General features: G+C 53.1%; 31 protein-coding genes. All 31 read right to left on the bottom strand.

From position 1 onward, the window contains the following. Nucleotides 1-4: 4 nt before the first annotated feature. The 31 genes from rpsK to rpoB all read right to left on the bottom strand — a co-directional run bounded on the left by rpsK (nt 5) and on the right by rpoB (nt 24484). Nucleotides 5-394, bottom strand: coding sequence for a 30S ribosomal protein S11 (gene rpsK / locus HMPREF1487_RS11250; RefSeq protein ID WP_003093689.1), 390 nt, complete (start codon nt 392-394; stop codon nt 5-7). A gap of 30 nt (nt 395-424) precedes the next feature. Then, on the bottom strand, nt 425-781 hold the full coding sequence (gene rpsM, locus HMPREF1487_RS11245; protein ID WP_010796769.1) for a 30S ribosomal protein S13: 357 nt from the start codon (nt 779-781) through the stop codon (nt 425-427). 132 nt (nt 782-913) lie between these two features. After that, nucleotides 914-1030, bottom strand: a complete 117-nt coding sequence (gene rpmJ, locus HMPREF1487_RS11240) for a 50S ribosomal protein L36 (protein ID WP_003281814.1) — start codon at nt 1028-1030, stop codon at nt 914-916. A gap of 29 nt (nt 1031-1059) precedes the next feature. After that, a complete protein-coding gene (secY, locus tag HMPREF1487_RS11235; RefSeq protein WP_010796768.1) occupies nt 1060-2388 on the bottom strand; it encodes a preprotein translocase subunit SecY in 1329 nt (442 codons plus the stop codon). Further along, complete coding sequence (rplO, locus tag HMPREF1487_RS11230) at nt 2389-2823, bottom strand: 50S ribosomal protein L15 (protein ID WP_010796767.1); 435 nt, start codon at nt 2821-2823, stop codon at nt 2389-2391. Nucleotides 2824-2826: 3 nt separating this feature from the next. Then, nucleotides 2827-3009, bottom strand: a complete 183-nt coding sequence (rpmD, locus tag HMPREF1487_RS11225) for a 50S ribosomal protein L30 (protein WP_010796766.1) — start codon at nt 3007-3009, stop codon at nt 2827-2829. Between the two features lie 2 nt (nt 3010-3011). Beyond that, nucleotides 3012-3512, bottom strand: a complete 501-nt coding sequence (gene rpsE / locus HMPREF1487_RS11220) for a 30S ribosomal protein S5 (protein ID WP_010796765.1) — start codon at nt 3510-3512, stop codon at nt 3012-3014. A gap of 3 nt (nt 3513-3515) precedes the next feature. Continuing rightward, the gene (gene rplR, locus HMPREF1487_RS11215; RefSeq protein WP_010796764.1) at nt 3516-3866 is read right to left on the bottom strand and encodes a 50S ribosomal protein L18; all 351 of its coding nucleotides are present in this window, start codon (nt 3864-3866) and stop codon (nt 3516-3518) included. Nucleotides 3867-3876: 10 nt separating this feature from the next. Beyond that, complete coding sequence (gene rplF / locus HMPREF1487_RS11210; protein ID WP_010796763.1) at nt 3877-4410, bottom strand: 50S ribosomal protein L6; 534 nt, start codon at nt 4408-4410, stop codon at nt 3877-3879. A gap of 11 nt (nt 4411-4421) precedes the next feature. Continuing rightward, a complete protein-coding gene (gene rpsH, locus HMPREF1487_RS11205; protein WP_010796762.1) occupies nt 4422-4814 on the bottom strand; it encodes a 30S ribosomal protein S8 in 393 nt (130 codons plus the stop codon). Between the two features lie 161 nt (nt 4815-4975). Continuing rightward, a complete protein-coding gene (gene rpsN, locus HMPREF1487_RS11200; protein ID WP_010796761.1) occupies nt 4976-5281 on the bottom strand; it encodes a 30S ribosomal protein S14 in 306 nt (101 codons plus the stop codon). Nucleotides 5282-5293: 12 nt separating this feature from the next. After that, entirely contained in the window at nt 5294-5833 is a 540-nt protein-coding gene (gene rplE / locus HMPREF1487_RS11195) for a 50S ribosomal protein L5 (RefSeq protein ID WP_010796760.1), read from the bottom strand. A gap of 19 nt (nt 5834-5852) precedes the next feature. After that, nucleotides 5853-6167 (bottom strand): 50S ribosomal protein L24, encoded by a 315-nt coding sequence (gene rplX, locus HMPREF1487_RS11190; RefSeq protein ID WP_010796759.1) that lies wholly within the window; start codon nt 6165-6167, stop codon nt 5853-5855. Between the two features lie 12 nt (nt 6168-6179). Then, on the bottom strand, nt 6180-6548 hold the full coding sequence (gene rplN, locus HMPREF1487_RS11185) for a 50S ribosomal protein L14 (RefSeq protein WP_007161241.1): 369 nt from the start codon (nt 6546-6548) through the stop codon (nt 6180-6182). A gap of 12 nt (nt 6549-6560) precedes the next feature. Next, nucleotides 6561-6827, bottom strand: coding sequence for a 30S ribosomal protein S17 (gene rpsQ, locus HMPREF1487_RS11180; RefSeq protein WP_010796758.1), 267 nt, complete (start codon nt 6825-6827; stop codon nt 6561-6563). A gap of 2 nt (nt 6828-6829) precedes the next feature. Continuing rightward, nucleotides 6830-7021, bottom strand: coding sequence for a 50S ribosomal protein L29 (gene rpmC / locus HMPREF1487_RS11175; RefSeq protein WP_010796757.1), 192 nt, complete (start codon nt 7019-7021; stop codon nt 6830-6832). Then, nucleotides 7021-7434, bottom strand: a complete 414-nt coding sequence (rplP, locus tag HMPREF1487_RS11170) for a 50S ribosomal protein L16 (RefSeq protein ID WP_010796756.1) — start codon at nt 7432-7434, stop codon at nt 7021-7023. Before rplP ends, rpmC begins: the two co-directional genes overlap by 1 nt. Nucleotides 7435-7446: 12 nt before the next feature. Beyond that, on the bottom strand, nt 7447-8133 hold the full coding sequence (gene rpsC, locus HMPREF1487_RS11165) for a 30S ribosomal protein S3 (protein ID WP_010796755.1): 687 nt from the start codon (nt 8131-8133) through the stop codon (nt 7447-7449). A gap of 13 nt (nt 8134-8146) precedes the next feature. After that, entirely contained in the window at nt 8147-8479 is a 333-nt protein-coding gene (rplV, locus tag HMPREF1487_RS11160) for a 50S ribosomal protein L22 (protein WP_003103908.1), read from the bottom strand. A gap of 13 nt (nt 8480-8492) precedes the next feature. Further along, a complete protein-coding gene (rpsS, locus tag HMPREF1487_RS11155; RefSeq protein ID WP_010796754.1) occupies nt 8493-8768 on the bottom strand; it encodes a 30S ribosomal protein S19 in 276 nt (91 codons plus the stop codon). A gap of 18 nt (nt 8769-8786) precedes the next feature. Next, nucleotides 8787-9608: a 50S ribosomal protein L2 gene (rplB, locus tag HMPREF1487_RS11150; RefSeq protein WP_010796753.1), complete on the bottom strand. Its 822-nt coding sequence runs from the start codon at nt 9606-9608 to the stop codon at nt 8787-8789. A gap of 13 nt (nt 9609-9621) precedes the next feature. After that, nucleotides 9622-9921 carry a 50S ribosomal protein L23 gene (gene rplW, locus HMPREF1487_RS11145; RefSeq protein WP_010796752.1) on the bottom strand — a complete coding sequence of 100 codons (300 nt, stop codon included), beginning with the start codon at nt 9919-9921 and terminating at the stop codon, nt 9622-9624. After that, complete coding sequence (gene rplD, locus HMPREF1487_RS11140) at nt 9918-10520, bottom strand: 50S ribosomal protein L4 (RefSeq protein ID WP_010796751.1); 603 nt, start codon at nt 10518-10520, stop codon at nt 9918-9920. Before rplD ends, rplW begins: the two co-directional genes overlap by 4 nt. A 14-nt stretch (nt 10521-10534) precedes the next feature. Further along, complete coding sequence (rplC, locus tag HMPREF1487_RS11135) at nt 10535-11170, bottom strand: 50S ribosomal protein L3 (protein ID WP_010796750.1); 636 nt, start codon at nt 11168-11170, stop codon at nt 10535-10537. An 83-nt stretch (nt 11171-11253) separates the two neighbouring features. Then, entirely contained in the window at nt 11254-11565 is a 312-nt protein-coding gene (gene rpsJ / locus HMPREF1487_RS11130) for a 30S ribosomal protein S10 (protein WP_003243886.1), read from the bottom strand. Between the two features lie 142 nt (nt 11566-11707). Then, nucleotides 11708-12901 carry an elongation factor Tu gene (gene tuf, locus HMPREF1487_RS11125; protein WP_010796738.1) on the bottom strand — a complete coding sequence of 398 codons (1194 nt, stop codon included), beginning with the start codon at nt 12899-12901 and terminating at the stop codon, nt 11708-11710. Nucleotides 12902-12930: 29 nt separating this feature from the next. Next, entirely contained in the window at nt 12931-15033 is a 2103-nt protein-coding gene (fusA, locus tag HMPREF1487_RS11120) for an elongation factor G (RefSeq protein WP_010796749.1), read from the bottom strand. Between the two features lie 18 nt (nt 15034-15051). Next, entirely contained in the window at nt 15052-15525 is a 474-nt protein-coding gene (gene rpsG, locus HMPREF1487_RS11115) for a 30S ribosomal protein S7 (protein ID WP_010796748.1), read from the bottom strand. 96 nt (nt 15526-15621) lie between these two features. After that, the gene (gene rpsL, locus HMPREF1487_RS11110) at nt 15622-15993 is read right to left on the bottom strand and encodes a 30S ribosomal protein S12 (RefSeq protein ID WP_010796747.1); all 372 of its coding nucleotides are present in this window, start codon (nt 15991-15993) and stop codon (nt 15622-15624) included. 150 nt (nt 15994-16143) lie between these two features. Beyond that, nucleotides 16144-20346 carry a DNA-directed RNA polymerase subunit beta' gene (rpoC, locus tag HMPREF1487_RS11105; protein WP_010796746.1) on the bottom strand — a complete coding sequence of 1401 codons (4203 nt, stop codon included), beginning with the start codon at nt 20344-20346 and terminating at the stop codon, nt 16144-16146. Nucleotides 20347-20410: 64 nt separating this feature from the next. Beyond that, nucleotides 20411-24484, bottom strand: coding sequence for a DNA-directed RNA polymerase subunit beta (rpoB, locus tag HMPREF1487_RS11100; protein ID WP_010796745.1), 4074 nt, complete (start codon nt 24482-24484; stop codon nt 20411-20413). Between the last annotated feature and the right edge of the window lie 44 nt (nt 24485-24528).

Genomic DNA, 24528 nt, shown 5'->3' with positions numbered 1-24528 from the left:
CCTATTACACGCGACGCTTCTTCGGCGGACGGCATCCATTATGCGGGATGGGCGTCACGTCGGTAATGCTGGCGATCTTGTAACCACAGGCGTTCAATGCACGCACTGCAGACTCACGGCCCGGGCCTGGGCCTTTGACGTTTACGTCAAGGTTCTTGAGACCGTACTCAAGAGCTGCCTGTCCGGCACGCTCAGCTGCAACCTGGGCAGCGAACGGAGTGCTCTTACGGGAGCCACGGAAACCGGAACCACCAGAAGTAGCCCAGGACAACGCATTACCTTGACGATCAGTAATGGTTACGATGGTGTTATTGAAAGACGCATGGATGTGGGCGATGCCATCAACCACTGTCTTTTTGACTTTCTTACGAGGACGAGCAGCAGGTTTTGCCATGACTAAATTCCTGTCGATTCGCGGATGCGATTACTTGCGGATCGGCTTACGCGGGCCCTTACGGGTACGCGCGTTGGTCTTGGTACGCTGACCACGAACCGGCAGACCGCGACGATGGCGAAGGCCACGGTAGCAACCCAGGTCCATCAAGCGCTTGATGTTCATGTTGAGTTCGCGACGCAGGTCACCTTCAGTGACGAGCTTAGCGACTTCATTACGCAGCTGATCGATCTGCTCGTCGCTCAGATCCTTGATTTTGGCGGACGGGCTGATGCCTGTGGCCGCACAGATATTCTGAGCAGTAGTGCGACCAATACCATAGATATAGGTCAGCGAGATAACAGTATGCTTGTTATCCGGAATGTTAACGCCTGCAATACGGGCCATTCTAGAAAAACTCCATGTGACAGCAACCCACGCCCTGGAAGCCAAGAAAAGGGCGCGAGATATTAACGCTGTAATAAAAAATGATCAACCCGACAGCACACTAGCTGTCGGGTTATACGCGTGTATTCACACTCAGCCTTGGCGCTGCTTGTGACGCGGCTCCGCGCTGCAGATCACCCGAACGACGCCGTCGCGACGGATGATTTTGCAGTTACGGCACAGCTTCTTGACCGATGCACGAACTTTCATCACCAACTCCTTAACCTTACGGGTACTGATCAGCGGAGCATTCCGCCGCCGTAGCCCTTCAGGTTGGCTTTCTTCATCAGAGACTCATACTGGTGGGATACAAGATGCGATTGGACCTGGGACATAAAGTCCATGACCACCACAACTACGATCAGCAGCGAAGTCCCGCCGAGGTAAAACGGCACGTTGGCTGCAACCACCAGAAACTGGGGCAACAAGCAGACCGCCGTCATATACAGGGCGCCGAACATGGTCAAACGCGTCAACACACCATCTATATAGCGTGCAGACTGCTCACCAGGACGGATTCCTGGAATAAACGCACCAGACTTCTTTAGGTTCTCGGCAACGTCTTTGGGGTTAAACATCAAGGCTGTATAGAAGAAGCAGAAGAATATGATCCCTGCACTAAACAGCAAGATATTAAGCGGCTGTCCTGGAGCAATGGCCTGAGCCACATCCTGAAGCCAACCGAGCCCTTGAGACTGACCGAACCACGAGCCTAGCGAGGCCGGGAATAGCAAAATGCTACTTGCAAAGATAGCAGGTATGACACCCGCCATATTTACTTTCAGTGGCAAATGACTATTTTGCGCTGCAAACACCTTGCGGCCTTGCTGGCGCTTAGCATAATGAACAGCGATACGACGCTGGCCGCGCTCGATGAAGACCACGAACGCAATGATAGCAACAGCAACAAGGCCCACCGCTATCAGAGCGAAGATATTAATATCGCCTTGACGAGCAGACTCGAAGGATTGACCAATCGCTCGCGGTAAGCCAGCAACGATACCCGAGAAGATCAGCATGGAAATTCCATTACCAACACCTCGCTCGGTTATCTGCTCACCCAGCCACATCATAAAAAGTGCGCCTGCAACAAACGTGGTTACAGCAACAAAATAGAAGCTGAACCCTGCTGAAAAGGCTACACCTTGACTCGCCAGTCCTACAGACATACCCGTAGCCTGAACCAGCGCAAGCACGAGCGTACCGTAACGAGTGTACTGACTGATCTTGCGGCGACCAGACTCGCCTTCTTTTTTCAACTGCTCTAGCTGTGGGCTGATAGCAGTGAGAAGCTGCATGATGATCGACGCCGAGATATACGGCATGATCCCAAGTGCAAATATACTCATCCGCTCCAGCGCACCGCCAGAGAACATGTTGAACAGGCTAAGAATGGTCCCCTCGTTCTGCCGAAACAGTGCAGCCAATTGATCAGGATTTATACCTGGAACTGGAATATGCGCACCAATTCGATAAACGATGATTGCCAGAAACAGGAAGCGCAAGCGCGCCCACAGTTCCGACAAACCGCCATTGTTGAGCGCAGAGAGAGAACCTTGCTTAGCCATTTATTCCTCGATCTTACCGCCAGCTGCTTCGATAGCCGCGCGAGCGCCCTTAGTGGCAGGAATGCCCTTCAAGGTAATAGCGTGACCGATTTCGCCAGAGAGAACGACCTTAACGCGCACAACGCTACGATTGATAACATTGGCATCTTTCAGCGCTTGCAAAGTGATCACGCCGCCTTCTACCTTTGCCAGCTCTGAAGTACGAACCTCAGCGCGATCAAGGGCTTTCAGCGATACGAAACCAAACTTCGGCAGACGACGGTGAAGGGGCTGTTGACCACCCTCGAAACCAGGAGCAACCTTACCGCCGGAACGGGAAGTAGCACCCTTGTGGCCACGGCCGCCAGTCTTACCAAGACCGCTACCGATACCACGACCTGGACGCAGCTTTTCACGACGTGCACCAGGAGCGGAACGTAGATCGTTAAGTTTCATAACTTAACCCTCCACACGCAGTAAATAGTAAGCCTTATTAATCATGCCGCGGTTTTCTGGAGTATCCAGAACTTCAACGGTATGACCGATGCGACGCAGGCCGAGACCCTTGACGCAGGCTTTGTGATTAGCCAAACGGCCATTCACGCTTTTGATCAGCGTAACTTTAACAGTTGAAGTAGCCATGATCAGAGAATCTCCTCGACGCTCTTGCCACGCTTGGCCGCGACCGACTCAGGCGACTGCATGTGCTTCAAACCCTCAAACGTTGCATAGACAACGTTTACTGGATTAGTGGAGCCATAGCACTTAGCCAGAACGTTCTGAACGCCAGCCACCTCTAGAACGGCACGCATGGCACCGCCGGCAATGATACCCGTACCTTCAGAAGCAGGCTGCATGAAAACTTTGGATGCGCCATGAGCAGACTTCACTGGGTATTGAAGTGTGTTGCCGTTCAGATCAACCTGAATCATGTTACGGCGCGCAGCTTCCATAGCCTTTTGAATAGCTGCAGGAACTTCGCGCGCCTTACCACGGCCAAAACCAACACGACCCTTACCATCACCCACCACGGTTAGTGCAGTGAAAGCGAAGATACGGCCACCTTTAACGGTTTTAGCAACACGGTTAACTTGAACGAGCTTCTCGATGTAACCTTCGTCGCGCTTTTGATCGTTGTTTGCCATGACTTAGAACTCCAGCCCGCCTTCACGAGCGGCATCGGCCAGCGCCTTAACGCGACCATGATACTTGAAGCCAGAACGATCAAACGCTACTTGAGTAACGCCAGCCGCTTTGGCACGCTCTGCTACCAGCTTGCCGACCTTTTGCGCCGCTTCGATGTTGCTGGTTGCGCCTTCGCGCAGGTCTTTGTCCAGCGTAGACGCACTGGCCAGAACCTTGCTGCCGTCGGCCGCGATGACCTGGGCATAGATGTGCTGAGAGGAACGGTAGACGCACAGGCGTACAGTTTCCAGCTCGCGCATTCTCAGGCGTGCCTTGCGAGCGCGACGCAGTCGAGTTTCTTTCTTTACGCTCATTTGCTATGCCCTACTTTTTCTTGGCTTCTTTACGGCGAACGACTTCATCGGAATAACGTACACCTTTGCCCTTATAGGGCTCTGGCGGACGGAAATCACGAATCTCTGCTGCCACCTGTCCAACGAGCTGCTTATCAATACCCTTAATCAGGATATCAGTCTGGCTCGGGGTCTCAGCAGTAATGCCTTGCGGCAATTCATAGTCGACCGGATGAGAGAAACCCAGGGAAAGCGAAAGAACCTGGCCCTTGGCCTGAGCTTTATAACCAACACCAACCAGCTGAAGCTTGCGCTCAAAGCCTTGGCTCACGCCAATGACCATATTGTTGACCAGCGCACGGGTAGTACCAGCCATGGCACGAGTCTGCTGATCACCATTACGAGCGGCGAAACGAAGCTCACCGGACTCTTGAGAGACTTCAACAGAAGGATGAACCTTAAGCTCAAGAGAGCCTTTGGAACCCTTAATAGAAAGCTGTTGACCAGCCAGGTTAATTTCAACACCGGCAGGAAGCTTAACGGGGTTTTTAGCAACGCGAGACATGCTTCTTCCCCTTAGAAAACAGTGCAGAGCACTTCGCCGCCAACACCAGCAGCACGGGCTGCACGATCAGTCATCACACCCTTGTTGGTGGACACGATCGATACACCCAAACCGCCGCGCACTTTCGGCAACTGGTCAACAGATTTGTACTGGCGAAGGCCAGGACGGCTAGAACGCTTAAGCTCTTCGATTACAGGCTTACCTTCGAAGTACTTCAGCTCGATGGACAGCAGCGGCTTAACTTCCGTGCTGACCTGAAAACCCGCGATGTAACCTTCGTCCTTAAGGACTTTAGCTACCGCCACCTTCAGCTTGGAGGAAGGCATGCTTACGACGGACTTTTCAGCCATCTGGGCATTACGGATACGAGTTAGCATATCTGCTAACGGGTCCTGCATACTCATGGGCTTGTAGCTCCTAAATGCATAAATGAGCCTATAGCTCTGAAACTGCCCAGCCGAAAACATGCCGACTCGGGCGAGCCGGATATTCTAGTAGGCATACAAAAACGAATCAAGCCCCAAAAGGGGCTTGATTCGCATACTTACTGCAAATTGCTATGAAATTACCAGCTGGCTTTAACCAGACCAGGAACATCACCACGCATTGCAGCTTCGCGCAACATAATACGCGACAGACCGAACTTACGGTATACACCGTGCGGACGACCAGTCAAACGGCAGCGATTACGCAGACGACTGGCGCTAGCGTCGCGAGGCTGCTTTTGAAGTGCAACCTGTGCAGCCCAACGATCTTCCGGAGAAGTGTTGGGATTGGCAATAGCTGCCTTTAACTCAGCGCGCTTAGCTGCAAACTTAGCAACCGTTTGCTGACGCTTCAGCTCACGGTTCTTCATGCTTTGCTTAGCCATACGTAGCTCCTATCAGTTACGGAACGGGAAGTTAAATGCACGAAGCAGTGCACGACCTTCCTCATCCGTACGAGCAGTTGTAGTCAGAGTAATATCCATACCGCGGAGCGCATCGATTTTATCGTAATCGATTTCCGGGAAGATGATTTGCTCTTTAACACCCATGCTGTAGTTACCGCGACCATCAAAGGACTTGGCATTCAGACCACGGAAGTCACGAACGCGCGGCAAAGAGATAGCCAGCAGACGATCCAGGAACTCGTACATGCGATCGCTACGCAGAGTTACCTTGACGCCAATCGGCCAACCATCACGGATCTTAAAACCAGCGATCGACTTACGCGCATAAGTTACAACCGGCTTCTGACCAGCAATTTTCTCAAGGTCAGCCAGCGCATTGTCGATAATCTTCTTATCGCCTACCGCCTCACCAACACCCATATTCAGAGTGATTTTAGTGATACGCGGAACTTCCATCACGTTAGCCAGCTGAAGCTGTTCTTTCAGCTTGGGCGCGATGTCCTTCCGATAAACTTCTTTCAATCGTGCCATGGTGATCTACCTAGCAACCTTAAGCCTGAACCGCTTTCTGGTTCGACTTAAAGATACGAATTTTTTTACCGTCCTCTACCTTGAAACCTACGCGGTCAGCCTTGTTAGTTTCAGGGTTGAAGATAGCAACGTTGGAGACATGCAGAGGAGCTTCCTTCTCAACAATGCCACCTTGCGCGCCCAGCATGGGGTTAGGCTTGGTGTGACGCTTGACAAGGTTAACACCACCAACAACCAAACGGTCATCAGCCAGAACCTTGAGCACCTTACCGCGCTTGCCCTTGTCCTTGCCTGCGATGACGATTACTTCATCGTCACGACGAATCTTTTGCATGACGGCTACTCCTTACAGCACTTCGGGGGCAAGGGAGACGATCTTCATGAACTTCTCAGAGCGAAGTTCACGCGTCACCGGCCCAAAGATACGGGTACCGATAGGCTCCTGCTTGTTGTTCAACAGAACAGCCGCGTTACCGTCGAAGCGGATGATGGAGCCGTCAGTACGGCGCACACCGTGCTTAGTACGTACCACAACAGCCGTCATCACCTGGCCCTTCTTCACCTTTCCACGAGGAATGGCTTCTTTTACGGTGACCTTGATGATGTCGCCAATACCTGCGTAGCGGCGATGCGAACCACCCAGCACCTTGATGCACATAACACGACGAGCGCCGCTGTTATCGGCCACATCGAGCATGGATTGAGTCTGAATCATGGCTCTTCACCCTTACACTTGTACGGCGCGCTCAACGACATCAACCAGCGTCCACGCCTTGGTCTTTGCCAGAGGGCGGGTTTCACGAATGGTGACCAGGTCACCAGCGCGGCACTGATTGTTTTCGTCGTGGGCGTGCAGCTTAGTGGAACGCTTGACGTATTTACCGTAGATCGGGTGCTTAACGCGACGCTCGATCAATACAGTGATGGTTTTGTCCATTTTATCACTGACCACTCGGCCGGTCAGTGTACGGACGGTCTTTTCAGCTTCAGCCATGATCACTTACCTGCTTGCTGGTTCAGCACAGTCTTGACACGAGCAATGTCGCGCTTCACTTGCGAGAGCATGTGAGACTGCCCCAATTGGCCAGTTGCCTTCTGCATACGCAGATTAAACTGGTCACGCAGCAGGCTGAGGAGCTGCTCGTTCAGCTCCTCGACGGATTTCTCACGTAATTCTTGCGCTTTCATTACATCACCGTCCGCTTAACAAAGGAGGTTTCAACGGGAAGCTTGGCAGCCGCGAGCGCAAAAGCTTCACGAGCCAGAACCTCAGAAACACCCTCGATCTCGTAGAGGACCTTGCCCGGCTGGATCTGGGCTACCCAGTACTCAACACTACCCTTACCTTTACCCATACGCACTTCAAGGGGCTTCTTGGTAACAGGCTTGTCCGGGAACACACGGATCCAGATTTTACCGCCACGCTTAACGTGACGAGTCAAGGCACGACGAGCTGCTTCGATCTGGCGAGCAGTAAGACGGCCACGGCCAACAGCTTTCAGCGCATATTCGCCAAAGCTTACTTTACTACCGCGATGAGCCAAGCCACGGTTGTGACCAGTCATCTGCTTGCGGAATTTTGTACGCTTAGGTTGCAGCATGATGCGTACTCCTTACTTAGCAGCTTTTTTACGCGGAGCAGGAGCTACAGGCTTAAGCTCTTCCTGGCGGCCACCAATGACCTCGCCCTTGAAGATCCAAACCTTCACACCGATCACACCATAAGTGGTGTGCGCTTCCGCAGTTGCGTAGTCAATATCGGCACGCAGTGTGTGCAGCGGCACACGACCTTCGCGATACCACTCGGTACGAGCAATTTCTGCCCCGCCAAGACGACCACTCACCTGAATCTTGATGCCTTTGGCACCTAGACGCATCGCACTCTGCACCGCGCGCTTCATCGCACGACGGAACATAACGCGACGCTCGAGCTGCTGAGCCACGCTTTGCGCAACCAGCGCACCGTCGAGTTCCGGCTTACGGATCTCTTCGATGTTGATGTGCACAGGCACACCCATTTGCTTGGTCAGGTCCTGACGCAGCTTTTCTACATCCTCACCTTTCTTGCCGATAACGATACCGGGACGAGCAGTGTGGATGGTAATGCGTGCAGTTTGCGCCGGACGATGAATATCGATACGGCTTACGGACGCGCTTTTTAGTTTGTCTTGGAGGTACTCACGAACCTTCAGGTCGGAGAGCAGATAATCAGCATAAGTGCGCTTATCTGCATACCAAACGGAAGTATGCTCCTTGACGATGCCCAGGCGAATGCCATTGGGATGTACTTTCTGACCCATCTGATCGACTCCGTTACTTGTCCGCAACCTTGACCGTGATATGGCAAGACCGCTTCACGATGCGATCAGCACGACCTTTGGCGCGCGGCATGATGCGCTTCAGCGAACGCCCTTCGTTGACGAAAACCGTGGAGACTTTTAGGTCATCCACGTCTGCGCCTTCGTTGTGCTCGGCATTGGCAACAGCCGACTCCAACACTTTTTTCATGATCTCGGCAGCTTTCTTACTGCTGAAAGCCAGGAGGTTGAGCGCCTCGCCCACCTTCTTCCCGCGAATCTGGTCGGCGACCAAGCGGGCTTTCTGGGCGGAGATTCGAGCGCCCGACAGCTTAGCGGCTACTTCCATCTTTCCTTACCCCTTAACGCTTGGCTTTCTTGTCAGCCGCATGACCGCGATAAGTGCGGGTAGCAGCGAACTCGCCGAGTTTATGACCAACCATGTCTTCGTTGACTAGCACCGGGACATGCTGGCGGCCGTTGTGTACAGCGATGGTCAGGCCGACCATCTGCGGAAGAATCATCGAACGACGCGACCAAGTCTTAATTGGCTTACGATCGTTCTTCTCTACCGCAACTTCGATCTTCTTCAGTAGGTGAAGATCGATAAAAGGACCTTTCTTAAGAGAACGTGGCACAGTCGTATCCTCAATTCGTTACTTGCGGCGACGGACGATCATCTTGTCAGTGCGCTTGTTCGCACGGGTCTTCGCGCCCTTGGTCGGGAAGCCCCATGGAGACACCGGATGACGGCCACCGGAGGTACGACCCTCACCACCACCATGCGGGTGATCAACAGGGTTCATCGCCACACCGCGGACGGTTGGACGAATACCACGCCAGCGCTTAGCACCTGCTTTACCCAGGGAACGCAGGCTGTGCTCGGTATTGGATACTTCACCCAACGTTGCGCGACATTCACTTAGAACCTTGCGCATCTCGCCGGAGCGTAGACGCAGCGTTACATAAGCGCCTTCACGGGCAACTAGCTGGGCGGAAGCACCAGCTGAGCGGGCGATCTGTGCGCCTTTGCCTGGCTTGAGCTCAATACCGTGAACAGTACTACCTACCGGGATATTGCGCAGAGGCAAGCTATTACCTGCTTTGATTGGAGCACCAGCACCAGAGATCAGCTGATCACCTGCTGTCACACCTTTCGGAGCGATGATGTAACGACGTTCGCCATCAGCGTACTTCAGCAGCGCGATGTGAGCAGTACGGTTTGGATCGTACTCAACGCGCTCAACAACAGCCGGGATACCATCCTTATCGCGACGGAAATCAACTAGACGATAGTGCTGCTTATGACCACCACCCTTGTGACGAGTGGTGATACGACCGTTGTTATTACGGCCACCGGACTTACCCTGCTTCTCCAGAAGAGGAGCATACGGGGCGCCCTTGTGCAGATCAGCATTGACAACCTTGACCACGAAACGGCGGCCAGCGGAGGTCGGCTTGCATTTTACGATTGCCATGATGCCCCCTTACTTACTCAGCATTGCTGGAGAAATCGAGGTCTTGGCCCGGCTGGAGAGCAATATATGCCTTCTTCCAATCGTTACGCTTGCCCAGACCACGTGCGGTACGCTTAGTCTTACCCTTTACATTCAGGGTGCTAACGCTGCGCACTTTAACGTCGAACAGCTGCTCGACCGCCTTCTTGATTTCCAGCTTGGTTGCATCAGTAGCAACCTTGAAAATAAACTGCTTTTGGTTTTCCGCTAGCACAGTTGCCTTCTCGGAGATGTGCGGACCAAGCAGTACCTTGAATACACGTTCCTGGTTCATCCCAGCAGCTCCTCGAATTTCTTCACGGCAGACACTGTGACCAAAACCTTGTCGTAAGCGATCAGGCTAACAGGGTCGGAACCCTGTACATCACGAACGTCAACGAAAGGCAGGTTGCGGGCAGCCAAGTAAAGGTTCTGATCGACGTTATCAGTCACAATCAGGACATCTTTCAGGCCAAGGCCGTCAAGCTTGTTTACCAACCCTTTAGTCTTAGGGGCATCGATAGAAAACTCGTCCACTACGACCAGACGATCCAGACGTACCAGCTCCGCCAGAATGGAGCGCAGCGCGGCGCGATACATCTTCTTGTTGAGCTTCTGCTCATGGTTCTGCGGCTTAGCAGCAAAAGTGGTACCACCGCCACGCCAGATAGGGCTACGAATAGTACCTGCACGGGCACGACCGCTACCCTTTTGACGCCAGGGCTTTTTGCCGCCGCCAGATACTTCGGAGCGAGTCTTTTGAGCGCGAGTACCCTGACGACCGCCAGCCATGTAGGCGACTACTGCCTGATGGACCAGCGTCTCGTTGAATTCGCCACCAAAGGCGCGCTCAGAGACTTCAATAGCCTGCGAGCCATTTACATTTAGTTGCATGTTCCGTTCCCCTCTTAACCGCGAGCCTTGGCTGCAGGACGAACAACCACATCACCGCCAGGCGCGCCAGGAATGGCACCCTTGACCAGAAGCAGGTTGCGCTCAGCATCAACACGGACAATTTCAAGGGACTGCACAGTTACACGCTCAGCACCCAGGTGACCGGACATCTTCTTGCCCTTGAACACTCGACCAGGAGTCTGGCACTGGCCGATAGAGCCAGGTGCGCGGTGAGAAACGGAGTTACCGTGAGTATTATCTTGGCCACGGAAGTTCCAACGCTTAATGGTACCGGCATAGCCTTTACCTTTGGACTGACCAGTCACATCGACCAGCTGTCCAGCTTGGAAAATATCAACCGTGATCTGATCACCAGCGTTGTACTCGCCTTCTTCAAGACGAAACTCCAGAACGCTACGACCAGCAGCAACGCTAGCTTTGGCAAAGTGACCTGCCTGAGCCTTGCTAACACGAGAAGCACGACGCTCACCCACTGTCACTTGAACAGCACGATAGCCATCAGTCTCTTCTACTTTCATCTGTGTTACACGGTTCGGCTCAATCTCGATGACTGTAACCGGAACGGAAACACCTTCCTCGGTGAAAACGCGGGTCATGCCGCACTTACGACCGACTACACCAATAGTCATTGTATAAACCTCTTGAGTGTACGGGGCTTTCACCCGCTATGGCCGCCCATTTCAGAGCGTTACACGACTAAAACCCCAAGGTTTTAGCCGAGGCTGATTTGTACTTCTACACCAGCAGCAAGGTCGAGCTTCATCAGCGCATCAACGGTTTTATCCGTTGGCTGGACGATATCCAGCACACGCTTGTGAGTACGAATCTCGTACTGGTCACGTGCATCCTTGTTGACGTGCGGAGAAATCAGCACTGTGTAACGTTCCTTGCGGGTAGGCAGAGGAATCGGACCACGCACCTGAGCACCAGTACGTTTCGCGGTTTCCACGATTTCCTGGGTGGACTGATCAATCAGGCGATGATCAAAAGCCTTCAACCGAATACGGATTTGTTGGTTTTGCATTTGACCTCAGACTCCAAGCTTTCCCCTCAGGCAGAATATGCCCGATAAAAGGAGGCGCAATTCTATAGAGACGCCAGAGGGGTGTCAATAATAGACAAAGCAGAAAAGGCCCCGAAGGGCCTTCTCTGGACGAACGTCGATATTATTCGACGATCTTGGCAACCACGCCGGCGCCTACGGTACGGCCGCCTTCGCGAATAGCGAAACGCAGACCTTCTTCCATGGCGATCGGAGCGATCAGGGTAACAACCATCTTGATGTTGTCGCCCGGCATTACCATTTCAACGCCTTCCGGCAGTTCGCAGTTACCAGTCACATCAGTAGTACGGAAGTAGAACTGAGGACGGTAGCCCTTGAAGAACGGAGTATGACGACCACCTTCTTCCTTGGACAGAACGTACACTTCGCACTCGAACTTGGTGTGCGGCTTGATGGTGCCCGGCTTGGCCAGAACCTGACCACGCTCAACGTCTTCACGCTTGGTACCACGCAGCAGGGCGCCAACGTTCTCACCTGCACGACCTTCGTCTAGCAGCTTACGGAACATTTCAACGCCGGTGCAGGTAGTTTTGGTCGTAGCTTTGATACCTACGATTTCAACTTCCTCACCCACCTTGACGATACCACGCTCAACACGGCCTGTTACTACAGTACCGCGACCAGAGATGGAGAATACGTCTTCGATCGGCATCAGGAACGGCTGGTCGATTGCACGAACTGGCTCAGGGATATAGGCATCCAGAGTTTCAACCAGCTTACGCACAGCAGAAACACCGATTTCGTTGTCGTCTTTGCCTTCCAGCGCCATCAGCGCGGAACCTACAACGATCGGAGTGTCGTCACCTGGGAAGTCATAGGTGTTCAGCAGATCGCGAACTTCCATTTCTACCAGCTCGAGCAGCTCAGCGTCGTCAACCATGTCAGCCTTGTTCAGGAACACGACAATGTAAGGAACGCCTACCTGACGGGACAGCAGGATGTGCTCACGAGTCTGCGGCATGGGGCCGTCAGCTGCCGAGCAAACCAGGATCGCACCGTCCATCTGCGCAGCACCGGTGATCATGTTCTTCACATAGTCAGCGTGGCCAGGGCAGTCAACGTGAGCGTAGTGGCGAGTGGCCGAATCGTACTCAACGTGGGAAGTGTTAATGGTAATACCGCGCGCTTTTTCTTCCGGAGCGTTATCGATCTGGTCGAAGTTACGGGCAGAACCACCCCAAGTTTCAGAGCAAACCTTGGTCAGTGCTGCAGTCAGCGTTGTCTTACCATGGTCGACGTGGCCGATGGTGCCGACGTTGACGTGCGGTTTGTTACGTTCAAATTTTTCTTTAGCCACGAGTATAAACCCCTACTAGAAAGCGTTTATTAAGCTTGTTTCTTGATAATAGCTTCGGCGATGTTCGATGGCGCTTCAGCGTACTTGGCGAACTCCATGGAGTAGCTAGCACGACCTTGAGACATGGAACGCACATCAGTAGCGTAGCCAAACATCTCGCCCAGCGGAACTTCAGCACGAATCACCTTACCGGATACAGTATCTTCCATACCCTGGATCAGGCCGCGACGACGGTTCAGGTCACCCATTACGTCGCCCATGTAGTCTTCAGGCGTTACCACCTCGACCTTCATGATTGGCTCAAGCAGAACAGCACCACCCTTCTGGGTCAACTGCTTAGTCGCCATCGAAGCAGCGATTTTGAACGCCATTTCGTTGGAGTCGACGTCATGATAAGAGCCGTCGAATACAGTTGCTTTCAGGCCAAGCAGCGGATAACCGGCAACGATACCGTTTTTCATCTGCTCTTCGATGCCCTTCTGAATAGCAGGGATGTATTCTTTCGGAATCACACCACCTACTACCTCACTGGTAAATTCGAGACCTTCCTGACCTTCATCAGCCGGGGCGAAACGAATCCAGCAGTGACCGAACTGACCACGACCACCGGACTGGCGAACGAACTTACCTTCGATTTCGCACTTGTTCCGGATAGTTTCACGGTAGGCTACCTGAGGCTTGCCGATGTTAGCCTCAACACCAAACTCGCGCTTCATACGATCAACCAGAATATCCAGGTGCAGCTCACCCATACCGGAAATAATGGTTTGACCAGACTCTTCGTCGGTCTTAACTCGGAAAGACGGGTCTTCCTGGGCCAGCTTGCCCAATGCAATACCCATTTTCTCCTGGTCAGCCTTGGTCTTCGGCTCAACCGCAACCGAGATTACCGGCTCAGGGAAGTCCATACGCTCAAGGATAATCGGCTTTTCTAGCGAGCAAAGAGTATCGCCCGTAGTAACATCCTTCATACCAATCAGAGCAGCAATGTCACCTGCACGAACTTCCTTGATCTCTTCACGGGTGTTCGCGTGCATCTGCACCATACGACCCACACGCTCTTTCTTACCCTTCACAGAGTTTAGAACCGAATCACCTGAATTCAGAACACCAGAATAAACGCGCGCAAAAGTCAGCGTACCTACAAACGGGTCGGTGGCAATCTTGAACGCTAGAGCAGAGAAGGGCTCTTCGTCATTAGCATGACGCTCATCTTCCTGCTCCTCGTTGTCCGGATGGACACCTTTGATCGCAGGAATTTCTGTCGGAGCCGGCAGGAAGTCAATCACGGCATCAAGAACCAGTGGAACGCCCTTGTTCTTGAAGGAGGAACCACACACAGCCGGAACGATTTCGCATGCGATAGTACGCTGACGCAGGCCAGCCTTGATCTCTTCGATCGACAGCTCACCTTCTTCCAGGTACTTGTTCATCAGCTCTTCGTTAGCTTCAGCTGCTGCTTCAACCATGTTGGAGCGCCACTCATCAGCCAAGTCCTGAAGCTCTGCAGGAATTTCTTCCTCGCGATAGGTCATGCCCTGGTCATCATCGTTCCAGAAGATCGCTTTCATCTTCAGAAGGTCAATCTGACCCTGAAAGTTATCTTCAGCACCGATAGCCAGCTGAACCGGGACAGGTGTATGACCTAGACGCTTTTTGATCTGCTCAACAACACGCAGGAAGTTGGCACCAGCGCGGTCCATCTTGTTGACATAGACAATACGCGGAACACCGTACTTGTTAGCCTGACGCCATACAGTTTCAGACTGAGGCTCAACACCCGAAGTACCGCAGAAAACAACAACAGCACCGTCCAGCACACGTAAGGAACGCTCAACTTCAATAGTGAAGTCAACGTGACCAGGGGTATCAATGATGTTTACACGGTACTTGTCATACTGCTTAGTGGAGCCGGACCAGAACGCTGTGGTAGCAGCAGAAGTAATGGTAATACCACGCTCCTGCTCCTGAACCATCCAGTCCATGGTAGCTGCGCCGTCATGAACCTCACCCATCTTATGGTTCACGCCGGTGTAGAACAGAATACGCTCCGTGGTAGTCGTTTTACCTGCGTCCACGTGGGCGCAGATACCGATATTACGGTAGCGATTAATTGAGGTAGTACGAGCCACGATAAGGTCCTCGCTTGATTAGAAGCGGTAGTGCGAGAAGGCCTTGTTGGCCTCTGCCATGCGATGCACGTCTTCGCGCTTCTTGACTGCGGCGCCCTTGCCTTCGAATGCATCCATGAGCTCTCCCGCCAGCCGCAGAGCCATGGACTTCTCACCACGCTTACGCGCAGAGTCCACAAGCCAGCGCATGGCCAGAGCGTTACGACGGGACGGACGAACTTCGACCGGCACCTGGTAGGTAGCACCGCCTACACGGCGGGACTTCACTTCGACCAGCGGAGCGATGGCGTCGAGCGCTTTTTCGAAAACTTCCAGGGGGTCGGCATTCTTGGAACGCTCTTTGACCTTGTCCAGAGCACCATAAACGATACGCTCAGCAACGGCTTTCTTGCCGCTTTCCATTACGTGGTTCATGAACTTGGCCAGGATCTGGCTTCCGTATTTTGGATCGTCAAGTATTTCGCGCTTGGCCGCTACACGACGTCTTGGCATTGATAAGCCCTCAAAACGGTCTTCAGGTTAGCTCAGGACTGTAACAAGCAGGTTACGCCTGACCTTACTCTTATCGACTCGAACAAAAAGAATAGATTACTTCGGACGCTTCGCGCCGTACTTAGAACGACCCTGCTTACGGTCTTTAACACCAGAGGTGTCCAGAGAGCCGCGTACAGTGTGGTAGCGCACACCCGGAAGGTCCTTTACACGACCGCCACGGATCAGTACCACGCTGTGCTCTTGCAGGTTGTGACCTTCACCACCAATGTAGGAAGTCACTTCGAAGCCGTTTGTCAAACGTACACGGCATACTTTACGCAGTGCCGAGTTAGGCTTCTTAGGGGTAGTTGTATATACGCGGGTGCAAACACCACGACGTTGCGGGCAGTTTTGCAGCGCAGGCACGTCGCTCTTTTCGACGAGACGCTTGCGCGGCTTACGCACCAGCTGGTTGATAGTTGCCATCTATAGCTCCACTGATTGTCTTACGACACAAACGAAATGGCAGGACCATGGGCCCTGCCAATTTTCGGGGTACGAAAGTCTAAAGAGGTTCTCCCGTACCGTCAATACGAAGCCCTGACCACTCGGCCAAGGCTTCGTTTGATTTACTGCTTAGCTACCACTTGAGTTCAACGCTTCGGTCAGCGCAGCTTCCGCCTCGCTCGCACTCACACGCTGAGGCTTGCCAATCTCCCGTTGACGCTTGCGCTCGCTGTGATAAGCCAGACCAGTACCCGCCGGAATCAGACGACCCACAACAACGTTCTCCTTCAGGCCACGCAGGAAGTCACGCTTACCTGTTACCGCCGCCTCAGTAAGAACGCGCGTTGTCTCCTGGAAGGAAGCTGCCGAAATAAAGGACTCCGTTGACAAGGATGCCTTCGTGATACCCAGCAGCACACGCTCGTACTTGGAAATGAACTTATCTTCTGCAACCAGGCGCTCATTTTCTTCCAGCACCTGGGTCAGCTCCATCTGATCACCCTTGATGAAGCTTGAATCACCAACTTCACTTACCTCCACCTTGCGCAGCATCTGGCGCAGGATGGTCTCAATGTGCTTGTCGTTGATCTTCACGCCTTGCAGACGATATACATCCTGAATTTCGTTCACGATGTATTTCGCCAGCGCACTTACGCCTAACAACCGAAGGATGTCATGCGGATTGCTTGGGCCATCGGAGATAACCTCACCGCGACTCACCTGCTCGCCCTCAAAGACGTTAAGGTGACGCCACTTAGGAATTAGCTCCTCGTACGGCTCACTACCGTCGGTAGGCGTAATTACCAAACGACGCTTGCCTTTTGTTTCCTTACCAAAAGAAATCGTACCGCTGATTTCCGCAAGAATAGCCGGCTCTTTTGGACGACGCGCTTCGAACAGGTCAGCCACACGCGGCAGACCACCCGTAATATCTCGGGTCTTCGATGTTTCCTGCGGGATACGTGCAATGACATCACCCACATGAACCTTGGCACCATCGTTCAGGTTAACCAATGCATTGGGCGGCAGGAAGTACTGGGCCGGTACGTCAGTACCTGGCAACAGTAAGTCGCGACCATTTGCATCAATCAACTTTACAGCCGGACGAATGTCTTTACCGGAGCTTGGACGATCTTTGATATCCAATACTTCGATATTGGTCAAACCTGTCAACTCATCGGTCTGACGCTTGATCGTGATACCTTCTTCCATGCCGACAAAGGCTACGGTACCGTCCATCTCGGTTACGATCGGGTGGGTATGCGGATCCCACTTGGCCACCACAGCACCCGGCTCAACCTTGTCACCTTCCTTGACAGAGATTACTGCACCGTACGGCAGACGATAGCGCTCACGTTCACGACCAAAGTCATCCGCAATAGCTAGCTCACCGGAACGGGATACAGCAACCAACGCACCGTCAGCGCGTTCAACGTGTTTCAGGTTATGCAGACGGATGGTACCGCCGTTCTTCACCTGAACATTGTCCGCTGCGGATGTACGGCTGGCCGCGCCACCAATGTGGAACGTACGCATGGTCAGCTGTGTACCAGGCTCACCGATCGACTGAGCAGCAATAACACCAACCGCCTCACCGATATTAACCTGATGTCCGCGAGCCAGATCACGGCCGTAGCACTTGGCACAGATACCATGACGTGTTTCACAGGTAATTGGAGAGCGAACCACTACCTCGTCTACGCTATTCAGCTCGAGGAACTCAACCCAACGCTCATCTACCAGAGTGCCTGCAGGAACAATGACTTCGTCATCCGCACCGGGCTTGAAGACATCACGTGCAATGGTCCGACCAAGGACGCGCTCGCCCAACGGCTCGACCACGTCGCCACCTTCGATGTGCGGCGTCATAACCAGGCCATGCTCGGTACCACAGTCGACTTCGGTTACAACCAAGTCTTGCGCAACGTCAACCAGACGGCGAGTCAGGTAACCTGAGTTCGCAGTTTTCAAGGCGGTATCCGCCAAGCCTTTACGTGCACCGTGCGTGGAAATGAAGTACTGGAGTACGTTCAGACCTTCACGGAAGTTCGCAGTAATAGGCGTCTCGATGATGGAGCCATCAGGCTTGGCCATCAAACCACGCATACCGGCTAACTGACGAATCTGTGCAGCGGAGCCCCGCGCACCTGAGTCAGCCATCATATACATGGAGTTAAATGACTCCTGATCAACTTCCTTACCCTCACGATCGATCACCTTCTCCTTCGAGAGATTGGTCATCATCGCCTTGGATACTTCGTCGTTAGCCTTCGACCAAAGGTCGATCACCTTGTTGTACTTCTCACCCTGAGTAACCAGACCAGAGGCATACTGGCTTTCGATCTCTTTTACTTCAGACGTAGCGGCATCAATGATACGAGCCTTCTCGTCTGGAATAACGAAGTCGTTCACGCCAATGGAAACGCCCGACAAGGTCGAATAGGCGAAACCGGTGTACATGAGTTGGTCTGCAAAAATGACGGTATCCTTTAGACCTACCACGCGATAGCAATGGTTGATCAGTTTGGAGATCGCCTTTTTCTTCATCGACTGGTTTACGACATCGAACGGCAAACCGGCAGGAACAACCTGGAATAGCAAGGCACGACCTACTGTCGTATCAACGATACGGGTGTTGCTAACGACAGAGCCGTCCTTCTGCTTCACCTTTTCATTGATACGAACCTTGATCTTGGCATGCAGCGCAGCTTCGCCAGCGCGGAATACGCGATCGACTTCCTGCAGGTCAGCAAATACACGACCTTCACCCTTGGCGTTCACCGCCTCGCGCGTCATGTAATAAAGGCCCAGCACCACGTCCTGCGACGGCACGATAATCGGCTCACCATTAGCAGGCGACAGGATGTTGTTGGTCGACATCATCAATGCGCGAGCTTCCAGCTGAGCTTCCAGTGTCAGCGGCACGTGGACAGCCATCTGGTCACCATCGAAGTCAGCGTTATAAGCCGCACACACCAATGGGTGCAACTGAATCGCCTTGCCTTCAATGAGCACAGGCTCGAACGCCTGAATACCCAAACGGTGCAACGTCGGAGCACGGTTCAGCAATACAGGGTGTTCGCGAATGACTTCGGCGAGAACGTCCCAGACCTCAGGCAGCTCACGCTCAACCATTTTCTTGGCGGCCTTGATGGTAGTCGCCATACCGCGAGCTTCCAGCTTGCCAAAGATGAATGGCTTGAATAGCTCCAACGCCATTTTCTTGGGCAGACCGCACTGATGCAGACGCAAGGTCGGACCTACGGTAATAACCGAACGGCCTGAATAATCCACGCGCTTACCCAGCAGGTTTTGACGGAAGCGGCCCTGCTTACCCTTGATCATATCAGCCAGCGATTTCAGCGGACGCTTGTTAGAGCCCGTGATTGCGCGACCGCGACGGCCATTATCCAGCAGTGCATCAACCGCCTCCTGCAGCATCCGCTTTTCGTTACGCACGATAATATCGGGCGCAGACAGATCAAGCAGGCGCTTCAGTCGGTTATTACGGTTGATAACGCGACGATAAAGGTCGTTTAGATCAGACGTTGCAAAACGGCCGCCATCCAGCGGAACTAGCGGACGCAGATCTGGAGGCAGAACGGGCAGCACCGTCATGACCATCCATTCAGGCTTATTGCCAGAGCCCTGGAAGGCTTCCATCAGCTTTAAGCGCTTGGATAGCTTCTTGATCTTGGTTTCAGAATTGGTTTGCGGAATTTCTTCGCGCAGGCGGCCAATTTCGTGCTCCAGATCAATGCCGCCCAGCAATTCGAAAACCGCTTCGGCGCCCATGCGGGCGTCAAAATCGTCACCGAACTCTTCAAGAGCTTCAAAGTACTGCTCGTCATTGAGCAGCTGATATTTTTCAAGCGTGGTCATGCCCGGATCGATGACAACGTAGCTCTCGAAATAGAGCACTCGCTCGATATCCCGCAGAGTCATGTCCAGCAGCAGGCCGATACGGGACGGCAGTGACTTCAGAAACCAAATGTGTGCAACTGGGGACGCCAGCTCAATATGACCCATGCGCTCACGACGCACTTTGGCCAGCGCAACTTCTACACCACACTTTTCACAAATAACGCCACGGTGCTTAAGGCGCTTGTACTTTCCGCACAGGCACTCGTAGTCCTTTACTGGACCAAAGATCTTGGCACAGAAAAGACCATCACGCTCAGGCTTGAACGTACGGTAATTGATGGTCTCGGGCTTCTTCACTTCGCCAAAGGACCAGGAACGGATCATCTCGGGCGAGGCCAGACCGATACGAATGGCATCGAACTCTTCGAGTTGACCCTGGTTTTTCAACAGATTCAGCAAGTCTTTCAAGGCCTTTCCTCCTCACGGACCAGGCATGACCGCCTTGACGGCCATGCCTTCTTGGCGTCGCGTGTTATTCGGTTTCCAATTCGATATCGATACCGAGCGAGCGAATTTCCTTGATCAGTACGTTGAAGGACTCCGGCATACCGGCCTCCATACGATGATCTCCGTCCACGATGTTCTTGTACATCTTGGTCCGGCCATTCACATCGTCCGACTTGACCGTCAGCATCTCCTGAAGGGTGTAGGCGGCACCATAAGCTTCCAGCGCCCAGACCTCCATCTCTCCGAAACGCTGTCCACCGAACTGCGCCTTACCACCCAGCGGCTGCTGAGTAACCAGGCTATACGATCCTGTGGAACGGGCATGCATCTTGTCATCGACCAGGTGGTTGAGCTTCAGCATATACATGTAGCCGACAGTAACCGGACGCTCGAACTGATTACCGGTACGGCCGTCAAACAGGCACATCTGACCACTTTCGGGCAGATCAGCCAGCTTCAGCATAGCCTTGATTTCACGTTCCTTAGCACCATCGAAGACCGGCGTAGCCATCGGCACGCCACCACGCAGGTTTTTAGCCAAACGCAACACTTCTTCGTCGCTCAGCTCATCCAGGTTTTCCTGGCGGCCACCGATCTCGTTATAGAGCTCATGCAGGAAACTACGCAGCTCAGCTACTTTGCGTTGCTCTTCAAGCATGCGATTGATCTTCTCGCCCAACCCCTTGGCAGCAAGGCCTAGGTGCGTTTCAAGAATCTGACCAACGTTCATCCGTGACGGAACACCCAGCGGGTTCAATACGATGTCAACCGGAGTACCCGTCTCATCGTAAGGCATGTCTTCAACCGGCATGATGACCGATACCACACCCTTGTTACCGTGACGACCTGCCATCTTGTCACCAGGCTGGATACGGCGACGGATTGCCAGGTAAACCTTCACGATCTTAAGCACGCCAGGTGCCAGGTCATCGCCTTGCTGCAGCTTGCGCTTCTTGTCCTCGAACTTGTCGTCCAAGAGCTGACGGCGATCGGATAGATAGGCTTGAGCCTTTTCCAACTGCTCGTTTTGCGCATCTTCTGCCATACGCAGCTTGAACCACTGGCCACGCTCCAGACCATCCAGGTATTCGTCAGTAATGACAGAACCTTTTTTGACATTCGGTCCGCCATCCGCAACCTGACCTACAAGTGCCTGACGGAGACGCTCGAAGGTGGCACCTTCAACGATACGGAACTCCTCGTTGAGGTCTTTGCGAATCTCGTCGAGCTGGGACTTCTCGATTGCCAGTGCACGAGAGTCACGCTCTACCCCATCACGGGTAAAGACTTGTACATCAATGACCGTACCCTTAGTACCCGTTGGTACCCGCAGGGAAGTATCCTTAACATCGGACGCCTTTTCGCCGAAGATGGCACGTAGCAGCTTTTCTTCTGGAGTCAGCTGGGTTTCACCTTTCGGCGTTACCTTACCGACCAGAATGTCACCTGCTTGTACCTCGGCACCAACGTAAACAATACCGGCTTCATCAAGCTTGTTAAGCGCTGCCTCACCTACGTTCGGGATATCAGAAGTGATTTCTTCTGGGCCAAGCTTTGTATCACGAGCCACACAGGTCAACTCCTGAATGTGGATCGTAGTAAAGCGGTCTTCCTGCACAACGCGCTCAGACAACAGGATCGAGTCTTCGAAGTTGAAGCCGTTCCAGGTCATAAACGCAACGCGCATATTCTGACCCAGTGCCAGCTCACCCATATCGGTAGACGGGCCATCAGCCAGAATGTCGCCACGCGCAATGACGTCACCCTTATTTACCAGCGGACGCTGGTTAATGCAGGTGTTCTGGTTGGAGCGGGTATATTTGGTCAGGTTGTAGATATCTACACCCGCCTCGCCCGTTTCAACTTCGGCATTAGCAACGCGTACCACGATACGGCTTGCGTCAACGGAGTCGATCACACCGCCTCGACGTGCCACAACACAAACACCAGAGTCGCGTGCTACGTTACGCTCCATACCTGTTCCGACTAGCGGCTTGTCCGAACGCAGAGTCGGGACAGCCTGACGCTGCATGTTCGAACCCATAAGGGCACGGTTCGCATCATCGTGCTCGAGGAAAGGAATCAGCGAAGCAGCAACGGAAACCACCTGCTTGGGTGACACATCCATCAGAGTTACGTCTTCCGGGCTCTTAACCGTGAATTCGTTCTGATGGCGTACCGCTACAAGCTCATCGACCAGTCGGTTATTTTCGTCCAGAGCCGCAGAGGCCTGAGCGATGACATGATTGGCTTCTTCGATCGCTGACAGGAACACAATCTCATCAGAGGCCACGGCATCCTTGACTACGCGATAAGGACTTTCCAGGAAACCATACTGGTTCGTGCGTGCATAGGTTGCCAGCGAGTTGATCAGACCAATGTTCGGGCCTTCTGGTGTCTCAATCGGACATACGCGACCGTAATGAGTCGGGTGAACGTCACGAACCTCAAAGCCCGCACGCTCCCGTGTTAAACCACCCGGGCCGAGTGCTGAGACACGACGCTTGTGCGTGATCTCAGAAAGCGGGTTGTTCTGGTCCATGAACTGAGACAACTGGCTCGATCCGAAAAACTCCTTGATCGCAGCAGCCACCGGCTTTGCATTGATCAGGTCTTGCGGCATCAGTCCTTCACTTTCGGCCATCGATAGACGTTCCTTGACCGCGCGCTCAACACGCACCAGGCCAACACGGAACTGATTTTCAGCCATCTCACCTACGCAACGTACACGGCGGTTACCTAAGTGATCGATATCATCGACGATACCTTTACCGTTCCGAATATCTACCAGCGTTCTGAGCACGTCAACGATGTCTTCGCGGCTCAGTACACCCTGGCCTTCGATTTCGTCACGGCCGATACGACGGTTGAACTTCATACGGCCAACGGCAGATAGATCGTAACGCTCGGCGCTGAAGAACAGGTTGTTAAATAGTGTCTCGGCAGCTTCCTTGGTTGGAGGCTCGCCTGGACGCATCATACGATAGATTTCAACCAATGCTTCGAGTTGATTGGTTGTGGAATCGATCTTCAGCGTATCGGAAACAAACGGACCACAGTCAATGTCGTTGGTGTACAACGTTTCGATGCGGACGACATTTGCCTTTGCAATTTTTGCCAGCATATCGAGGGTTAACTCGGTATTGCACTCGGCAATAATTTCACCAGTAGCAGGATGCACGATCGCCTTGGCAGTAGTACGGCCAATAACATAATCGAATGGCACTTCCAGCTCGGTAATACCTGATTTTTCAAGCTGATTGATATGGCGCGCAGTAACACGACGCCCCTGCTCTACAATCACCTTGCCTGCATTGTCCTTAATATCAAAGCTGGCAATTTCGCCACGCAGACGCTGCGGCACCAGTTCCAGATTCAAGGTTTCACCCTTGATGTGGAACACGTTGGTGTCGTAGAACATATCCAGCACTTCTTCAGTACCGTAACCAAGCGCGCGCAGTAGAACGGTCGCAGGTAGTTTGCGGCGACGGTCGATACGAACGAATACGCTGTCCTTGGGGTCGAACTCGAAGTCTAACCAAGAACCACGGTAAGGAATAATACGAGCGGAATACAGCAGCTTACCGGAGCTGTGGGTCTTACCACGGTCGTGATCGAAGAAGACACCAGGAGAACGGTGCAACTGGGAAACGATGACACGCTCGGTACCATTGATAATGAAGGTGCCGTTTTCTGTCATCAGGGGAATTTCCCCCATGTAAACTTCTTGCTCCTTGATGTCTTTGATCGCCTTGTTGGACGACTCACGATCAAAAATAATCAGGCGCACTTTTACTCGCAGCGGAACAGCAAATGTCACGCCGCGCAGAACACATTCTTTAACATCGAACGCCGGCTCGCCAAGGCGATAACCGACATATTCCAAGGCAGCATTGCCGGAATAACTGATAATCGGGAAAACGGACTTGAAGGCCGCGTGCAGACCGATATCGCGGAGCTGATCTTTGCCTGCGCCCGCCTGCAGGAATTCGCGATACGAATCCAGCTGGATAGCCAATAGATACGGCACGTCCATAACGTGCGGCAACTTGCTAAAGTCCTTGCGGATACGTTTTTTCTCAGTGTATGAGTAAGCCATCAGCGTTCCCCAGCTTGGTCACCTGCTTGTTTGGCCTCTCCGAC

This window comes from Pseudomonas sp. HPB0071 (genome assembly GCF_000478505.2).
In the GTDB taxonomy this organism is placed as follows: Bacteria; Pseudomonadota; Gammaproteobacteria; order Pseudomonadales; family Pseudomonadaceae; genus Chryseomonas; species Chryseomonas luteola.
This window is presented reverse-complemented; position numbering and strand designations above follow the sequence as displayed.

Excerpts from the sequence above, each read along its gene's own strand:
- rpsK (WP_003093689.1), bottom strand. The coding sequence starts at position 394 with ATGGCAAAACCTGCTGCTCGTCCTCGTAAGAAAGTCAAAAAGACAGTG.
- rpsM (WP_010796769.1), bottom strand. The coding sequence starts at position 781 with ATGGCCCGTATTGCAGGCGTTAACATTCCGGATAACAAGCATACTGTT.
- rpmJ (WP_003281814.1), bottom strand. The coding sequence starts at position 1,030 with ATGAAAGTTCGTGCATCGGTCAAGAAGCTGTGCCGTAACTGCAAAATC.
- secY (WP_010796768.1), bottom strand. The coding sequence starts at position 2,388 with ATGGCTAAGCAAGGTTCTCTCTCTGCGCTCAACAATGGCGGTTTGTCG.
- rplO (WP_010796767.1), bottom strand. The coding sequence starts at position 2,823 with ATGAAACTTAACGATCTACGTTCCGCTCCTGGTGCACGTCGTGAAAAG.
- rpmD (WP_010796766.1), bottom strand. The coding sequence starts at position 3,009 with ATGGCTACTTCAACTGTTAAAGTTACGCTGATCAAAAGCGTGAATGGC.
- rpsE (WP_010796765.1), bottom strand. The coding sequence starts at position 3,512 with ATGGCAAACAACGATCAAAAGCGCGACGAAGGTTACATCGAGAAGCTC.
- rplR (WP_010796764.1), bottom strand. The coding sequence starts at position 3,866 with ATGAGCGTAAAGAAAGAAACTCGACTGCGTCGCGCTCGCAAGGCACGC.
- rplF (WP_010796763.1), bottom strand. The coding sequence starts at position 4,410 with ATGTCTCGCGTTGCTAAAAACCCCGTTAAGCTTCCTGCCGGTGTTGAA.
- rpsH (WP_010796762.1), bottom strand. The coding sequence starts at position 4,814 with ATGAGTATGCAGGACCCGTTAGCAGATATGCTAACTCGTATCCGTAAT.
- rpsN (WP_010796761.1), bottom strand. The coding sequence starts at position 5,281 with ATGGCTAAGCAAAGCATGAAGAACCGTGAGCTGAAGCGTCAGCAAACG.
- rplE (WP_010796760.1), bottom strand. The coding sequence starts at position 5,833 with ATGGCACGATTGAAAGAAGTTTATCGGAAGGACATCGCGCCCAAGCTG.
- rplX (WP_010796759.1), bottom strand. The coding sequence starts at position 6,167 with ATGCAAAAGATTCGTCGTGACGATGAAGTAATCGTCATCGCAGGCAAG.
- rplN (WP_007161241.1), bottom strand. The coding sequence starts at position 6,548 with ATGATTCAGACTCAATCCATGCTCGATGTGGCCGATAACAGCGGCGCT.
- rpsQ (WP_010796758.1), bottom strand. The coding sequence starts at position 6,827 with ATGGCTGAAGCTGAAAAGACCGTCCGTACACTGACCGGCCGAGTGGTC.
- rpmC (WP_010796757.1), bottom strand. The coding sequence starts at position 7,021 with ATGAAAGCGCAAGAATTACGTGAGAAATCCGTCGAGGAGCTGAACGAG.
- rplP (WP_010796756.1), bottom strand. The coding sequence starts at position 7,434 with ATGCTGCAACCTAAGCGTACAAAATTCCGCAAGCAGATGACTGGTCAC.
- rpsC (WP_010796755.1), bottom strand. The coding sequence starts at position 8,133 with ATGGGTCAGAAAGTACATCCCAATGGCATTCGCCTGGGCATCGTCAAG.
- rplV (WP_003103908.1), bottom strand. The coding sequence starts at position 8,479 with ATGGAAGTAGCCGCTAAGCTGTCGGGCGCTCGAATCTCCGCCCAGAAA.
- rplB (WP_010796753.1), bottom strand. The coding sequence starts at position 9,608 with ATGGCAATCGTAAAATGCAAGCCGACCTCCGCTGGCCGCCGTTTCGTG.
- rplW (WP_010796752.1), bottom strand. The coding sequence starts at position 9,921 with ATGAACCAGGAACGTGTATTCAAGGTACTGCTTGGTCCGCACATCTCC.
- rplD (WP_010796751.1), bottom strand. The coding sequence starts at position 10,520 with ATGCAACTAAATGTAAATGGCTCGCAGGCTATTGAAGTCTCTGAGCGC.
- rplC (WP_010796750.1), bottom strand. The coding sequence starts at position 11,170 with ATGACTATTGGTGTAGTCGGTCGTAAGTGCGGCATGACCCGCGTTTTC.
- rpsJ (WP_003243886.1), bottom strand. The coding sequence starts at position 11,565 with ATGCAAAACCAACAAATCCGTATTCGGTTGAAGGCTTTTGATCATCGC.
- rpsG (WP_010796748.1), bottom strand. The coding sequence starts at position 15,525 with ATGCCAAGACGTCGTGTAGCGGCCAAGCGCGAAATACTTGACGATCCA.
- rpsL (WP_010796747.1), bottom strand. The coding sequence starts at position 15,993 with ATGGCAACTATCAACCAGCTGGTGCGTAAGCCGCGCAAGCGTCTCGTC.
- rpoB (WP_010796745.1), bottom strand. The coding sequence starts at position 24,484 with ATGGCTTACTCATACACTGAGAAAAAACGTATCCGCAAGGACTTTAGC.